Annotated in this window: 17 protein-coding genes and 1 pseudogene; 16 read left to right on the top strand and 2 right to left on the bottom strand. The window is 60.4% G+C overall.

Annotated features, from left to right (window positions below; genetic code table 11):
* Positions 1-66: 66 nt before the first annotated feature.
* On the bottom strand, positions 67-573 hold the full coding sequence (locus AAEO60_RS08600) for an energy transducer TonB family protein (RefSeq protein ID WP_341673238.1): 507 nt from the start codon (positions 571-573) through the stop codon (positions 67-69).
* Between the two features lie 403 nt (positions 574-976).
* The gene (locus AAEO60_RS08595; protein WP_341673237.1) at positions 977-1,789 is read right to left on the bottom strand and encodes a hypothetical protein; all 813 of its coding nucleotides are present in this window, start codon (positions 1,787-1,789) and stop codon (positions 977-979) included.
* Positions 1,790-1,835: 46 nt separating this feature from the next.
* Here AAEO60_RS08595 and AAEO60_RS08590 point away from each other — a divergent pair, with 46 nt between their 5' ends.
* The 16 genes and pseudogenes from AAEO60_RS08590 to rpsQ form a co-directional block, all read left to right on the top strand.
* On the top strand, positions 1,836-4,523 hold the full coding sequence (locus AAEO60_RS08590) for a TrlF family AAA-like ATPase (RefSeq protein WP_341673236.1): 2,688 nt from the start codon (positions 1,836-1,838) through the stop codon (positions 4,521-4,523).
* A gap of 402 nt (positions 4,524-4,925) precedes the next feature.
* The gene (gene rpsL, locus AAEO60_RS08585; protein WP_341673235.1) at positions 4,926-5,297 is read left to right on the top strand and encodes a 30S ribosomal protein S12; all 372 of its coding nucleotides are present in this window, start codon (positions 4,926-4,928) and stop codon (positions 5,295-5,297) included.
* Between the two features lie 69 nt (positions 5,298-5,366).
* A complete protein-coding gene (gene rpsG, locus AAEO60_RS08580; protein WP_341673234.1) occupies positions 5,367-5,837 on the top strand; it encodes a 30S ribosomal protein S7 in 471 nt (156 codons plus the stop codon).
* Between the two features lie 76 nt (positions 5,838-5,913).
* The gene (gene fusA / locus AAEO60_RS08575) at positions 5,914-8,007 is read left to right on the top strand and encodes an elongation factor G (protein ID WP_341673233.1); all 2,094 of its coding nucleotides are present in this window, start codon (positions 5,914-5,916) and stop codon (positions 8,005-8,007) included.
* A gap of 106 nt (positions 8,008-8,113) precedes the next feature.
* Positions 8,114-9,304, top strand: a complete 1,191-nt coding sequence (gene tuf / locus AAEO60_RS08570) for an elongation factor Tu (RefSeq protein ID WP_341673232.1) — start codon at positions 8,114-8,116, stop codon at positions 9,302-9,304.
* A 310-nt stretch (positions 9,305-9,614) separates the two neighbouring features.
* Positions 9,615-9,926: a 30S ribosomal protein S10 gene (rpsJ, locus tag AAEO60_RS08565; RefSeq protein WP_010234663.1), complete on the top strand. Its 312-nt coding sequence runs from the start codon at positions 9,615-9,617 to the stop codon at positions 9,924-9,926.
* Between the two features lie 263 nt (positions 9,927-10,189).
* Entirely contained in the window at positions 10,190-11,062 is an 873-nt protein-coding gene (gene rplC / locus AAEO60_RS08560; RefSeq protein ID WP_341673231.1) for a 50S ribosomal protein L3, read from the top strand.
* 2 nt (positions 11,063-11,064) lie between these two features.
* Complete coding sequence (gene rplD, locus AAEO60_RS08555) at positions 11,065-11,688, top strand: 50S ribosomal protein L4 (RefSeq protein ID WP_341673230.1); 624 nt, start codon at positions 11,065-11,067, stop codon at positions 11,686-11,688.
* Positions 11,681-11,992 (top strand): 50S ribosomal protein L23, encoded by a 312-nt coding sequence (locus AAEO60_RS08550; RefSeq protein WP_341673229.1) that lies wholly within the window; start codon positions 11,681-11,683, stop codon positions 11,990-11,992. Before rplD ends, AAEO60_RS08550 begins: the two co-directional genes overlap by 8 nt.
* A gap of 4 nt (positions 11,993-11,996) precedes the next feature.
* Positions 11,997-12,833, top strand: coding sequence for a 50S ribosomal protein L2 (rplB, locus tag AAEO60_RS08545; RefSeq protein WP_341673228.1), 837 nt, complete (start codon positions 11,997-11,999; stop codon positions 12,831-12,833).
* 6 nt (positions 12,834-12,839) lie between these two features.
* On the top strand, positions 12,840-13,115 hold the full coding sequence (rpsS, locus tag AAEO60_RS08540) for a 30S ribosomal protein S19 (RefSeq protein ID WP_341673227.1): 276 nt from the start codon (positions 12,840-12,842) through the stop codon (positions 13,113-13,115).
* On the top strand, positions 13,115-13,492 hold the full coding sequence (gene rplV, locus AAEO60_RS08535) for a 50S ribosomal protein L22 (RefSeq protein ID WP_341673226.1): 378 nt from the start codon (positions 13,115-13,117) through the stop codon (positions 13,490-13,492). Before rpsS ends, rplV begins: the two co-directional genes overlap by 1 nt.
* Before the next feature lies 1 nt (position 13,493).
* A complete protein-coding gene (gene rpsC / locus AAEO60_RS08530; RefSeq protein WP_341673225.1) occupies positions 13,494-14,189 on the top strand; it encodes a 30S ribosomal protein S3 in 696 nt (231 codons plus the stop codon).
* 11 nt (positions 14,190-14,200) lie between these two features.
* Positions 14,201-14,635 (top strand): 50S ribosomal protein L16, encoded by a 435-nt coding sequence (rplP, locus tag AAEO60_RS08525; RefSeq protein ID WP_341673224.1) that lies wholly within the window; start codon positions 14,201-14,203, stop codon positions 14,633-14,635.
* The gene (gene rpmC / locus AAEO60_RS08520) at positions 14,635-14,853 is read left to right on the top strand and encodes a 50S ribosomal protein L29 (RefSeq protein WP_341673223.1); all 219 of its coding nucleotides are present in this window, start codon (positions 14,635-14,637) and stop codon (positions 14,851-14,853) included. The genes rplP and rpmC overlap by 1 nt, the downstream gene beginning before the upstream one ends.
* Before the next feature lie 10 nt (positions 14,854-14,863).
* Positions 14,864-15,094, top strand: a pseudogene (rpsQ, locus tag AAEO60_RS08515) (30S ribosomal protein S17); the annotation flags it as partial.
* Positions 15,095-15,294 lie beyond the last annotated feature (200 nt).

Below are 15,294 nucleotides of genomic sequence, written 5' to 3'. Positions count from 1 at the left end.
CGGCACCCCATCGTCCGCCCGCAGCGCGGGGACAGGGTGCCGGAGATCCGGTGTTGCGATCCGTGATCAGCTGCGCGCGGGCGCCGCCAGCGTCAGCGCCAGGACCCGCGGGTCAAGCTCGCCCGAGGCCAGGATCGCGTCGAGGCCTTCGTCGAGGTCGCGCGAAAGCCGACGCAGCTCGCTTTCGCTCCTGGCAAAGACGATGGTGGCGAGCACCGGCTGGCCGCTTGACGGCCCGCCGGGGGCCTGCCCCAGCCGGTCCATGTTGCCGACCGCCCGCAGCGCGGCCCGGTCGACCCAGCTCATGCCGGAGCTTTCGATCACGCGGATATCCTCCGCCGTGCCATGGCCGTTGGCGGTGAAATAGACCCGCACCACGCCAGCATGGTCGCCCGGGTAGCGGATCCGGAAGAGCTGGTTGTTGAGTTCATGGCCCACCCGCTCGGCAAAGGCGGTTTGGGACTGCACCACGATCCGGCTGCCGCCGGGATCGCGGTCCTGCGCATGCAGGGGAGCGCCCGTGGCGGTCCCCATAATGGCGAGCGCAAGCGTTACTTTCATCAGATTTTTCATGAGATCATCCTTTCCCCAAAAAAGATGATCGGCCGCAGAGTTATTCCCGCCAGACGCGACCCCCTCAAACGAGGGACGAGTTCGCTCCTGAGTCGATCACATCGCCTTGCGTCTGCGGAACAAGGTCGACCGCGGCTCTATATGACCGCCAAGGGTGCGAATTGAGGCACGCGGTCACAATTGCAATTTCCGCACAAAGAAAGACCGAAAATAACACGCCGCAATTCCAATACACTCCGGGCTGGAAAGACTGCGCCGCACCGTTGTTTGATTCCAACAGGGACGCGGCTGGCGTTCGAAACGACTCGGTTGGGGAGCCCATTGTTGCGCGCGCCCCCGTGCCCTCCCGTGCCCCCTCCCGTGCCCCCGCTCGTGCCCCCGCTCGTGCCCCGGCGCCGCGCCCTCAATACCCCTCATCCTCTTCCAGCATCGCCTGCACCGCGAGCTCGCGCTGGCGCATCTGTTCGAGCTTGTCGTTGAGGCTTTCCAGCACGCTCTCCTCGTCCAGTTCCTCCTCGCGACGGACCTCTTCCAGCACCTCTCGGCGAATGCGTTCGTAGAGCGGGTGGCCGGGGCGCACGTCGGAGCCGTAGCGGTCCGCGCGGCGCTGGCGCAGGAAGAACATTACCAGCGCCTCGTTGTGCCGCCGTTCGGTGCCCAGCACCTTGCCGGCAGAGACCACCAGCCGCTCCTCCCCCTCGATGGCGCGGGCGAGGGCGCAGTCCTCCAGGCGGGAGACGCCGCGATCCACCGCCATGTCCCAGGCCGCGCGAAACTGTTCGGCGCCGGGCTTCTGCCGCAGCTTGTAGAGCGCCTCCAGGCTAGCCCCGATGTGGAGCGCGGCCTGCTTGACGACGCCGGTGGCGGCAAGGTGGGCGATGAACTTGCGCTGCCGGTCCGGCGTGATCGAGTTCCTGCGCGGCGCGACATGGGGGACGGGCGCAAAGTCGAGCAGCGGATCGTCCGCATCGACCGGCGAGGGCGGGGCGGTGACGTAGGAGGTGGCCCGCGACCGGGCGCGCGTGGCGGGGTCCTCGCGGCGAGGCTGGTGGGAGGGGGCTGCGGGGTCCGTCTCGGAGGGACGGGCCTCGGGCGCCTCCAGACAAACAGGGTCGGGCGTGGCGCGGGTGCGCGTGGGGAGGTTCTGCTGGGTCATGCCCGGGAGGGAAGCATGGGTGGGGAGTTGTAGGGAAGGGGAATTGAATAATTGGCTCAAAAGGCGATAACTAAAGGGATTTTGAGACAGATAGTTGGAGAAACTAATGCCCGCCGAATATTTTGATGAAGTGTGGTCGCTAACAAATGGAGCCCAGTTTCTCCGTGGTGATCTTCACATTCATAGTTTTGGCGGGTCGCACGATGTTCAAGACAATAGTGCTACCCCAGTTGCGATCGTCCAAACGGCAGTGAGCAACGGGCTCTCGGTCATTGCGATCGCTGACCATAACCAAATTACGTCGGTAGAACAGGCAATCAACGAGTCTGCTAACCACAACATTCTGGTGGTTCCGGCGGTCGAGCTGAGCACGCTACAAGGGCATTTGCTGTGCTACCTGCCTGATTTCACAACGCTTAGCACCTTCGTTGCTCAACTCATCATTCACGATAAAGGAACATCAACGTCACGCGTTGAGAATTCGATGGTTGATTGCCTCCATAGACTGCAGGCCTTCGGCGGATTTGGTGTCCTTGCTCATGTCGATGGTCCAAAGGGTTTGGAGAGAGAAGTGCCTGGCGCTCCGCCTCACAAGGCTGACATAATTCGCCATCCAGCACTACTAGGCATCGAGTTAAAGAATGCCACATCAGACATTGCTTACAGCATCAATGATCCCGATCCGGTGCGCCAAGGTCTTGGCAAAATTAGATCAGATGCTGAAGACGGCAGTTTGCCGCAACTTGCTCGCGTACTGAACTCGGATTCGCACTCATTAGCTAAGTTAGGCCATAATGCTGCGGGCGATCGGCGAATAACTAGATACAAACTTGAGACGCTCAGTTTCGAAGCGCTTCACTATGCGATGCGGAATTCGGATGCTCGCGTTCGGCTTGAAGATGAGATCCCAAGAAGCGTTCCGACCGTAAGCGCAATCAAATTCAGCGGAGGGTTTCTTAGAGACCAAAGCATCCATTTCAGTCCCAATCTCACTTGCATCATCGGTGGCCGTGGAACGGGAAAATCTACAATGTTTGAGGGGGTACGCGCATTCTCAAGCATCCCAAGTCAGTCAAGTGTGATTGACTCCGATGTTTGGCCTGAGCGGATTGACCTTATGTTCGTCGATGAAGCGGATGACAGTCATCATCTCAGTCGAAGTAAAGGTGACGAAATATGCACCAACAATGATGATCCGTTGGAGGGGCCTGTTTCCATACCGGTTGAGTGCTACGGTCAGGGGGAAACTCAGAAGATAAGTGAGCAAGCTCAATCTGACCCTGGGGCGTTGCTGCGTTACCTTGATCGTTTCACGAATGTCTCCGAGCTAATTTCTGCAGAGGAGAAGTTCCGGTCTCAGATCATCGCTCTCGACGCTGAAATTGCCAAATCGCGCAGTATGGTAGAACAGATCCCACAGTGCGAAAGAGATCTAGGTGTTACACGGCAGCAAATAAAGAAATTTACTGATGGAAATGCCAAAGAACTGATCAAGTCTTATCAACAGATTGAAACCGAGAGGCAAGCTCGTCGGACGGTCGTCGCTCAAGCTAAGGAGGTTGTGAATAGCTTAGACTATGCTGCGGCAAAAACGTCTATAGGGTTGCTAAAGTCTGCGGCAGATGAAACAAATCTCGTTCTTGGTAGGGACGAGTTCGCAGCCATCAAAGCTTCAGCAGATGCCTTCGAGAGTAGCCTTTCAAGCTCAGAGGCTGATATTCAGAGTCGCTCCGCCGCTTTGAATCAGCTCGTAGAGGCGAAAGTTGAGGCATGGGGGCAAAAAGAGGTCAATCTCCTTTCGGTGATAGACACTCAAAGACAAGCCCTTGAAGCTCAAGGAATCACGGTCGACACGGCGTATCTTGCGCAAATAACTCAAAATGAAGCTTCGCTTGCAGAGCGGCTGAAGAACCTCAAGGCTTGGGAGCCCCACTTAGCCACACAGCTTCAAAAACATGAAGAATTGAGAGGCTTGCGTTGGAGTGCGCGCTCACAGATTTACGAGCAGCGACGGTTATTTGCCGCCAAAGCTACAGGGAATCTGCGCGATGCCCTTTCTGACCTGAATGTCTCGCTAAAATTTGAAGAAAGCGCGCACTCACCTGTCGTTCAAGACCTGCTTGTCGAAGTGATGGGGTGGCGAACCAATCAAGTGCCTAGAGCGGAAATGATTGTTCGCAATTTGACTGTTCCGAAGTTCATAGATGCCGTCAGGTCGAATGTTCCTAATGCGATTGCGAACCTGCAAACCAAAGACGGTGTATCGATCTTCAATTCGAGCGATGCAGCAACAATGGTGGAGCGGTTTCGCGAGCCGTCAAATTTGGCTCGCTTAGAGGCGGCTCCGGTCTACGATCGCCCCTACCTAACTGTTACCCGCGAAACGCAAGATCAAAGCGGTGCGAGAGAATTCAAAGTGCGAGAGTTTGCTCAACTGTCTCTCGGACAGCAGCAATCGGTGTTGCTCGCTCTCATGTTGTCGTCAGATAATCCCAACCCTCTCTTGATCGATCAACCTGAAGATAACTTAGATGGTCAGTTTATTTATGCGCAGTTGGTGCCAGTTATCCGATTGGCCAAGGAAAAGAGGCAAATCATAATCGTCACACACAATCCAAACATTGCGGTCTTGGGTGATGCTGAGCAAATTGTAGTTCTTGGCGCCAACAACGAACGGTCTACCGTTGTGTCGAGAGGGTCTATCGATAACGGGCCCACTCGGGATTCTTGTTGCAATATCTTAGAAGGGGCGAGGTCCGCCTTTACCAAGAGGAAACATATCTATCGGCTATGAAGTTTCCTGCAGCCGACGAATCTTGGTCCGCGCCACTCTTGACCCCCCACCCAAATCCAACTAAAGGCCCGCCCATCCGAGGCACGCTCCTGTAGCGGCAGCCTTGGGCAGATAGAGCTGAACATTGCCGGTCATGTCCCGGGGCTCCCCGCTTGGTGGAGCCTTTTTCTATTGCGGAGAACTCTCCGTGGGGCAGCCGTCAAAGTAACCCGGTGCCAAGGCTTCCGGGTGGAGCGTTTCAGGCTCGCGCGAATGGTCGCTTGGCCCGCTTAGGCGGTCAGGCTTCCCTTTGCACGATCCCGATACATTCCATCCGGCAGGTCCGCGGTACCATCCACGGGCGAAGCGTCATGCCTTCCACGGGGGCAGGGCGCCAGTCCAACAAACGGTGAAGAGAAATTTATGCCGACTATTAACCAGCTGGTCCGCAAGCCGCGCCAGCCCATCGTCAAGAAGAGCAAGTCTGCGGCGATGGAATCCGCCCCGCAGAAGCGCGGCGTTTGCACCCGCGTCTACACGACGACCCCGAAGAAGCCGAACTCGGCACTGCGCAAGGTGGCCAAGATCCGTCTGACCAACCAGCGCGAGATCATCGCCTATATCCCGGGCGAGGGGCACAACCTGCAGGAACACTCCGTGGTGCTGATCCGCGGCGGCCGTGTGCGCGACCTTCCCGGTGTGCGTTACCACGTGCTGCGCGGCGTGCTCGACACCCAGGGTGTCAAGGATCGCCGCCAGTCGCGTTCGAAGTACGGCGCCAAGCGTCCGAAGTAAGGTTTCACGCGGCCCCGCGCCGCGAGGTTGCCCCCTGCGGGGTCGCCGCATTCCGAAGGAATTAAGAAGATGTCACGTCGTCGTCGTCCCGAGAAGCGGGAAATCCTGCCCGATCCCAAGTTTGGTGATCAGGTGCTGTCGAAGTTCATGAACAACCTGATGCTGGACGGCAAGAAGGCCGTAGCCGAAGGTATCGTCTACTCGGCTCTCGACACCGTCGAAGCCAAGGCCAAGACCGATCCGGTCGCGCTGTTCCACGATGCGCTGAGCAACGTGGCGCCGCAGGTCGAAGTGCGCAGCCGCCGTGTCGGTGGTGCCACCTACCAGGTGCCGGTCGAGGTTCGCCCCGAGCGTGCCCAGGCGCTGGCCATCCGCTGGCTGATCGGTGCGGCTCGCGGCCGTGCGGAAACCACCATGAGCGCGCGCCTCTCGGCCGAGCTGATGGATGCCGCCAACAACCGTGGCAATGCCGTCAAGAAGCGCGAAGACACGCACCGCATGGCAGACGCCAACCGCGCCTTCTCGCACTACCGCTGGTAACAGGCCGGTAACACCCCGGTAACACTGGGGCCGCATCGGGCGGCCCCACCACCTCTCTCTCACGGAGTAATCAGATATGGCCCGCGAATATCCGCTGGAGCGCTATCGCAATATCGGCATCATGGCCCACATCGATGCCGGCAAGACCACCACGACCGAGCGTATCCTCTACTACACCGGCAAGTCCTACAAGATCGGCGAAGTCCACGACGGCGCCGCCACCATGGACTGGATGGAGCAGGAACAGGAACGCGGCATCACCATCACCTCGGCCGCGACGACCACGTTCTGGTCGGCCGAAGATGGTCAGGGTCCGAAGCACCGCATCAACATCATCGACACGCCCGGCCACGTCGACTTCACCATTGAAGTCGAACGCTCGCTGCGCGTGCTCGACGGCGCGGTCGCTGTCTTTGACGGCGTGGCCGGCGTCGAACCGCAGTCCGAAACCGTGTGGCGCCAGGCGGACAAGTACAAGGTTCCGCGGATGTGCTTCATCAACAAGCTGGACCGTACCGGTGCCGACTTCTACTATTGCGTGCAGTCGATCATCGATCGCCTCGGCGCCAAGCCGCTGGTGCTGTACCTGCCGATCGGCATGGAAAGCGACCTCAAGGGCGTGGTCGACCTGGTGAACAACCGCGGCATCGTCTGGGAAGACGACGGCCTGGGCGCGACGTTCAACTACGTCGATATCCCGGCTGACCTGGCCGACAAGGCAGCCGAATATCGCGAGCAGCTGATCGAGACCGTGGTCGAGCAGGACGACGACGTGATGGAAGCCTATCTCGAAGGTGAAATTCCCGACGCTGCCACGCTGAAGCGCCTCATCCGCAAGGGCACCATGGAACAGGCCTTCGTGCCCGTGCTGTGCGGCTCGGCGTTCAAGAACAAGGGCGTCCAGCCCCTGCTCGACGCCGTGGTCGACTACATGCCTTCGCCGGTCGACGTTCCGGCGATCAAGGGCGTGCTGCCCGACAGCGACAAGGAAGAAACGCGCCCGTCGTCCGACGACGAGCCGTTCTCGGCCCTGGCCTTCAAGATCATGAACGACCCGTTCGTCGGCTCGCTCACCTTCACCCGCATCTATTCGGGCAAGCTCTCCAAGGGCACTGTGCTGAACTCGGTGAAGGACAAGAAGGAAAAGATCGGCCGCATGCTGCTGATGCACTCCAACAACCGCGAAGACATCGATGAGGCATTTGCCGGCGATATCGTCGCGATTGCCGGCCTCAAGGAAACCACCACCGGCGATACGCTGTGCGATCCTTCGAAGCCGATCATCCTCGAGCGGATGGAATTCCCCGAGCCGGTTATCGAGCTGTCGGTGGAACCCAAGACCAAGGCCGACCAGGAAAAGATGGGCGTCGCGCTCAATCGCCTCGCTGCCGAGGATCCCTCGTTCCGCGTGTCGACCGATCACGAATCGGGCCAGACGATCATCAAGGGCATGGGCGAGCTTCACCTCGACATCCTCGTCGATCGCATGAAGCGCGAGTTCAAGGTGGAAGCAAACGTCGGTGCGCCGCAGGTGGCCTACCGCGAATCCATCCGCCGCGAAGTCGAAGTGACCTACACCCACAAGAAGCAGTCGGGTGGTTCGGGCCAGTTCGGTGAAGCCAAGGTCAAGGTCATCCCCGGCGAACGCGGCCAGGGCATCATCTTCGACGACCAGATCAAGGGCGGTAACATTCCTCGCGAATATATCCCCTCGGTCGAGAAGGGCATGCGCGAGCAGGCGGAAAGCGGCTATCTCGTCGGCTTCCCGATCATCGACTTCACCATCCAGCTGATCGACGGCAAGTACCATGACGTCGACTCCAGCACGGTGGCGTTCGAGATCACCGGTCGCGGCGCAATGCGCGAAGCGGCCGAGAAGGCGGGTATCAACCTGCTCGAGCCGGTGATGAAGGTCGAGGTCGTGACGCCGGAAGAGTTCATGGGCGACGTGATCGGCGATCTGAACTCGCGTCGTGGCCAGATCCAGGGCACCGACAGCCGTGGCAACGCACAGGTGGTCGAGGCGCATGTGCCGCTGGCCAACATGTTCGGCTACGTCAATGAACTGCGTTCGTTCAGCCAGGGCCGTGCCCAGTACACGATGCAGTTCAGCCACTATGACGAAGTTCCGTCGAATGTGGCGCAGGAGATCAAGGAGAAGCTTGCCTAACAGCGCTTGCGCAAACTTGGGCAAGCGTCTAGGGGCGGCGCCTGATTCAGCGGGTGCCGCCACTTCTCCCGCAGGGATTTAAATTCAAGCAGAGGTTATTTGAAAAATGGCTAAGGAAAAATTCGAGCGCAATAAGCCGCACTGCAACATCGGCACCATCGGTCACGTCGACCACGGCAAGACCACGCTGACTGCCGCTATCACCAAAGTGATGGCTGAAACCTACGGCGGTTCGGCTGTCGATTTCGCAAACATCGACAAGGCTCCCGAAGAGCGCGAGCGCGGCATCACCATTTCGACCGCACACGTCGAATACGAAACCGAAGCACGTCACTACGCACACGTCGACTGTCCGGGTCACGCTGACTATGTGAAGAACATGATCACCGGTGCTGCCCAGATGGACGGCGCTATCCTGGTGGTGAACGCTGCTGACGGCCCGATGCCGCAGACCCGCGAGCACATCCTGCTCTCGCGTCAGGTCGGCGTGCCGGCTCTGGTCGTTTACCTGAACAAGGTCGACCAGGTTGACGACGAAGAACTGCTCGAGCTGGTCGAACTGGAAGTTCGCGAACTGCTGAGCGACTACGACTTCGACGGCGACAACATTCCGATCGTCAAGGGTTCGGCCCTGGCCGCTCTGGAAGGTCGTGACGACGAAATCGGCAAGAACTCGATCATCGAGCTGATGAAGGCCGTTGACGAATTCATCCCGCAGCCCGACCGTCCGGTCGACCAGCCGTTCCTGATGCCGATCGAAGACGTGTTCTCGATCTCGGGTCGTGGTACTGTTGTGACCGGCCGTATCGAAACCGGCATTGTCAACGTTGGCGACGAAGTTGAAATCGTCGGCATCAAGGACACCACCAAGACCACCGTCACCGGTGTGGAAATGTTCCGCAAGCTGCTCGATCGCGGCGAAGCCGGCGACAACATCGGCGCCCTGATCCGCGGCGTGGGCCGTGACGAGGTCGAGCGTGGCCAGGTTCTGGCCAAGCCCGGCACCGTGAACCCGCACACCGAGTTCAGCGCCGAAGTCTACGTCCTGTCGAAGGACGAAGGTGGCCGTCACACGCCGTTCTTCGCCAACTACCGTCCGCAGTTCTACTTCCGTACGACTGACGTGACCGGCGAAGTGATCCTGCCGGAAGGCACCGAGATGGTCATGCCTGGCGACAACGTGACGATCGGCGTGAAGCTGATCGCTCCGATCGCCATGGACGAAGGCCTGCGCTTCGCAATCCGCGAAGGCGGTCGCACCGTCGGCTCGGGCGTGGTCTCGAAGATCACCAAGTAATCCGGCGGCGCCAGACGGCGCTGAAGGACTGAAAAAGCGGCCCGGTACTCCCTGTGAGTGCCGGGCCCTTTTTATGAAGGGTGAATTCTCTCGGACAGGCTCCGGAGAAATCCCCGAAATCGGGGCTTGTCAGAACGGGTTCCCACCCGTATAGGCGCGCTCACAGCAAGGGAGATTCGTCTCCCGAGCAACGAAATTTACGGGAGGCCGCCCGTTCCGGGAAACCGGGTCAGCGGGGCGGGCCTTTTTGTTTTGGGGTTTTGGTCTTCGGGCCGGAATTCTTGGCTCTTTCGCATCGGTAGACGGAATTATGGACGCACAGAATATTCGCATTCGCCTCAAGGCCTTCGATCACCGTGTGCTCGACCAGGCAACTGGCGAGATTGCGGACACCGCACGCCGCACTGGCGCGCTTATCCGTGGTCCCATTCCGCTTCCGACGCGCATCGAGAAGTTCACCGTGAACCGCGGTCCGCACATCGACAAGAAGTCGCGTGAGCAGTTCGAGGTGCGCACCTACAAGCGGCTGCTCGACATCGTGCAGCCCAACGCCCAGACCGTGGACGCGCTGATGAAGCTCGACCTGGCAGCTGGCGTGAACGTAGAGATCAAGCTGGCCTAGGCCGGCAACCGCCCCGGAGCTTCCGGGGTAAACCGGTTCCGCTACTGGGACCGCGAAGACAGCGCCCGGCAACATAGTGCCGGGACACAAGGAATACCGCCGGACCTTCCTTCGGGAAATCAAGGCCCGGGCCGCGTTCCCCGTCTCGCTCGATCGGCATCCGCCGTGACGGCAGTTCAGCCCGGACGGGGCAATGCATCGAAAAATTGGGCTGACAAGCACCTGGGGATGGTCCCCTTGTGCCTCTGTAAGGAGTTTGGATCATGCGCACTGGCGTGATCGCGAAGAAAGTCGGGATGACCCGCCTGTTCCAGGAAGACGGTCGGCATGTGCCGGTTACCGTCCTTTCGTTGGAAGGGTGCCAGGTTACCGGAAATCGTACGGCCGAACGCGACGGCTACTTCTCTGTCCAGCTCGGTGCTGGCGAGGCCAAGCACAAGAACGTCAACAAGCCGCAGCGCGAAGCTTTCGCCAAGGCTGAAGTCGGTCTGAAGCAGAAGGTCGCGGAATTCCGCGTCGAGAACGAAGATGGCCTGCTGCCGGTTGGCGCAACCATCACTGCCGACCACTTCGTCGCCGGCCAGAAGGTCGATATCACGGGTCACACCGTTGGTAAGGGCTTCGCTGGCGCCATGAAGCGCTGGGGCTTCCGCGGTCTGCGCGCAACGCACGGCGTTTCGATCTCGCACCGTTCGCACGGTTCGACGGGTAACCGCCAGGATCCGGGCAAGGTCTTCAAGAACAAGAAGATGGCCGGCCACATGGGCGACCGTCAGCGTACCCAGCAGAACCTCGAAGTCGTGCGCACCGATGCCGAGCGCGGCCTGATCTTCGTGAAGGGCTCTGTTCCCGGTTCGAAGAACGGCTGGCTGCTGGTGAAGGACGCCGTGAAGCTGCCGCTTCCCGAAGGTGTCCCGTTCCCGGGTGCCTTGCGCCGCAACGCCGCCGAAACCGCTTCCGAAGACGCAACTCCCGGCCTGGTCGAGAGTGCAGCCGAACACGAAGTGGGCACCGAGGTGACTCCGGAGCAGCAGGATGAACTGCTGCAGTCGCAGGAAGCTGGTGCCGACGTGGCGACGGAAGAGAACAAAGCGTCCGATGCCGTTGAAGGCTCGGACGAGAGCAAGGAGTCCTGATCGTGAAGGTCAAGGTCCAGAAGATCGACGGCAAGGCCGCTGGTGACGTTGAACTCAACGACGCCGTGTTCGGCGTTGAGCCGCGTGCCGACATCCTGCACCGCGTGGTGACGTGGCAGCTGGAAAATCGCCGTGCCACGGCCCGCCCGACGCGTGAGCGTTCGGACGTTGCCCGTACCGGCAAGAAGTGGGGCAAGCAGAAGGGTTCCGGCGGCGCTCGCCACGGTGCCCGCAGCGCGCCCATCTTCATCGGTGGTGGTAAGGCCCACGGTGCCCGCAAGCGAGACTTCGAGCAGTCGCTCAACAAGAAGGTCCGCGCGCTCGGCCTGAAGATGGCCCTGTCCAGCAAGGCCAAGGACGGCCTGATCATCCTCGACAGCCTCGAGCTGAAGGATGGCAAGACCAAGGCGCTGAAGGGTCACTTCGACAAGAACGGCTGGAGCGGCAAGGTGCTGGTGATCGGCGGCGAGAACGTCGACGATGCCTTCGCCAAGGCTGCCCGCAACCTGCCGGGTGTGGACGTGCTGCCGGCTGTCGGTGCCAACGTCTACGACATCCTCAACCACGACACGCTGGTCCTGACCAAGGACGCTGTCGAAAAGCTGGAGGCGCGCTTCAATGGCTAAGAAAGAAGCAGTAGATGCCCGTCACTATGACGTGATCCGTGCGCCGCACATCACCGAAAAGGCGACGTTGCTCTCCGAGCACAACGCCGTCGTGTTCAAGGTCGCCAACGACGCCACCAAGCCGCAGATCAAGGAAGCGGTCGAGGCGCTGTATGGCGTCAAGGTCACTGGCGTGAACACGATCGTGGTGAAGGGCAAGACGAAGCGCTGGAAGGGCAAGCCCTACAAGCGCACCGACCAGAAGAAAGCGATCGTAACCCTGGCTGAAGGCCAGCAGATCGATATCACTGAAGGCGTGGGCTGATCCGATGGCACTGAAAACATACAACCCGACTAGTCCGGCTCGCCGCGGCCTCGTCCTGGTCGACAAGACTGGCCTCCACAAGGGTGGCCCGGTCAAGTCGCTGACCGAAGGCAAGCGCAAGACCGGTGGCCGCAACAACAAGGGCCATGTTACCTCGCGCGGCAAGGGCGGCGGTAACAAGCAGAAGTACCGCTTCATCGACTTCAAGCGTCGCAAGTGGGACGTTGAAGGCACCGTGGAACGGATCGAATACGATCCCAACCGCACCGCTTTCATCGCGCTGATCAAGTATGATGACGGCGAACTCGCCTACATCATCGCGCCGAACCGCCTCGCTCCCGGTGACAAGATTGTCGCTGGCGAGAAGACCGACACCAAGCCGGGCAACGCCATGTTGCTGGGCCAGATGCCGGTCGGCACCATCTGCCACAACGTGGAGATGAAGCCGGGCAAGGGTGGCCAGATCGCCCGTTCCGCAGGCACCTACGTGCAGCTGGTCGGTCGCGACCGCGGCATGGTGATCGTGCGCCTGAACAGCGGCGAACAGCGTTACCTGCGCGCCGATTGCATGGGTACGGTTGGCGCGGTTTCGAACCCCGACAACCAGAACCAGAACCTGGGCAAGGCCGGTCGTCGCCGTCACATGGGCATCAAGCCGCTGACGCGCGGTGTCGCCAAGAACCCGGTCGACCACCCGCACGGTGGTGGTGAAGGCCGCACCAGCGGTGGCCGTCACCCGGTTACCCCGTGGGGCAAGCCGACCAAGGGTGCCCGCACCCGCAAGAACAAGCAGACGGACAAGATGATTATCCGTTCGCGTCACGCCAAGAAGAAGAGGTAACGCAGCATGGCACGTTCCGTCTGGAAAGGTCCGTTTGTCGATCTGCACCTTCTGAAGAAGGCGCAGGAAGCGCAGGAAGCAAGCAACACCAAGCCGATCAAGACCTGGTCGCGCCGTTCGACGATCCTGCCCGATTTCATCGGTCTGACGTTCAACGTCTACAATGGCCAGAAGTTCATTCCGGTCTCGGTGAGTGAAGAAATGGTCGGGCACAAGCTTGGCGAGTTCGCGCCTACGCGCAGCTTCCCGGGCCACGCTGCCGACAAGAAGGGTAAGCGATAATGGGCAAGACCAAGTCTCCCCGTCGCGTCGGCGAGAACGAGGCGCTGGCTGTCGGCACCACCATCCGTGGTTCCGCACAGAAGCTCAACCTTGTTGCAGCGCTGATCCGCGGCAAGAAGGCGGAAGAGGCGATGAACATCCTCTCTTTCTCCAAGCGCGCCATGGCTCGCGATGCACAGAAGGTGCTCGCGTCGGCCATCGCCAATGCCGAGAACAACCATGATCTCGACGTCGACGCTCTCGTCGTCGCCGAGGCATCGGTCGGCAAGTCGATCACCATGAAGCGGTTCGCAACGCGCGGCCGTGGCAAGTCCACGCGCATCCTCAAGCCGTTCAGCCGGCTGCGGATTGTCGTTCGCGAAGCAGAAGAGGTGTAAGATGGGTCACAAGAGCAATCCGATCGGTCTGCGCCTGCAGATCAACCGTACCTGGGACAGCCGGTGGTATGCCGAAGGCGGCGAATACGCCAAGCTGCTCAAGGAAGACATCGAGATCCGCAAGTACATCGTCGGGAGCCTGCCGCAGGCAGCGATCTCGAAGGTCGTGATCGAACGTCCGGCCAAGCTGTGCCGCATTTCGATCTATGCTGCGCGTCCCGGCGTCATCATCGGCAAGAAGGGCGCTGACATCGAAAAGCTGCGCGCCCAGCTTGGCAAGATGACCGACAGCGAAGTGAAGCTGAACATCGTTGAGATCCGCAAGCCGGAAGTCGATGCCAAGCTCGTCGCCCAGGGCATCGCCGACCAGCTGATCCGCCGCGTTGCCTTCCGTCGTGCCATGAAGCGCGCGATGCAGTCGGCCATGCGTCTGGGTGCCGAAGGCATCAAGATCATGTGCGGTGGCCGTCTCGGTGGCGCTGAAATCGCGCGTGTCGAACAGTACCGTGAAGGCCGCGTGCCGCTGCACACGCTGCGCGCCAACATCGACTATGCCGAAGCCGAGGCGCTGACCGCCTACGGCATCATCGGCATCAAGGTGTGGGTCTTCAAGGGTGAAATCCTGGGTCACGACCCGACCGCCACCGATCGTCTGATGATGGAATCGCAGACGTCCGGCGTCCGCCCGGCTCGTTGAGGTAAGTAGAAATGCTGCAACCGAAAAAAACCAAGTTCCGCAAGGCGTTCAAGGGCAAGATCCATGGCGTCGCCAAGGGCGGAAGCGACCTGAACTTCGGGTCCTATGGCCTCAAGGCTCTCGAGCCGGAGCGTATCACTGCGCGCCAGATCGAAGCTGCCCGTCGTGCGATCACGCGCCACATCAAGCGTCAGGGACGCCTGTGGATCCGCGTGTTCCCGGACGTGCCGGTGTCGAAGAAGCCTGCCGAAGTCCGTCAGGGTAAGGGCAAGGGTTCTGTCGAATACTGGGCTGCCCGTGTGAAGCCCGGCCGCATCCTGTTCGAGCTCGACGGTGTCCCCGGCCCGCTGGCCGCCGAAGCCTTCAGCCGTGCAGCGATGAAGCTGCCGATCAAGACCAAGGTCGTTGCCCGCATGGGTGACACCTCGCACCTGGGAGTTTTCTAATGGCCGACAAGTCGAACATGGAAGACCTGCGCACCAAGACGGACGACCAGCTGTCGGAAGCCTTGACCATGCTCAAGAAGGAGCAGTTCAACCTGCGCTTCCAGGCGGCCACCAACCAGTTGGAAGGTGCAGCCCGGGTCAAGGAAGTGCGTCGCCAGATCGCACGGATCAAGACCCTGCAGAACGAGCGTGCGGCTGCGGCCGGCGCCGAGGCTTAAGGAAGAGACTATGCCCAAGCGTATCCTGAGCGGGACTGTCACCTCCGACAAGACCGACAAGACCGTGACCGTGAAGGTCGAACGCCGCGTGAAGCACCCGCTCTACGGGAAGATCATCAAGCGCTCGAAGAACTATCACGCGCACGACGAGAAGAACGAATATGTCGTTGGCGACAAGGTTCGCATCGAGGAGACCAAGCCGATCTCCAAGACCAAGACCTGGGCGGTGATCGACCGCATTGCCGCCAGCAAGGGCCAGGCCGTGGAAGCCGAGCTCGACGTTGCAGAAGCAATGCCGACCGGTGCTCCCGAAGAGAAGCAGACGGCCAACAAGCCCGCCAAGGAAGAAGCTTCGAAGGAAGAAGCTGAAGCCTGAGAATTCGCTCCCGCGCAGGCGGGGGCAGACGTTAGGAACTGCCGGACAGGTTCCGGCAAGCCAAT

This window comes from Aurantiacibacter gilvus, assembly GCF_038289935.1.
Classification (GTDB): domain Bacteria; phylum Pseudomonadota; class Alphaproteobacteria; order Sphingomonadales; family Sphingomonadaceae; genus Alteraurantiacibacter; species Alteraurantiacibacter gilvus.
Note: the sequence above shows the minus strand (reverse complement) of the source record. Positions and strands in the feature narration are given on the sequence as shown.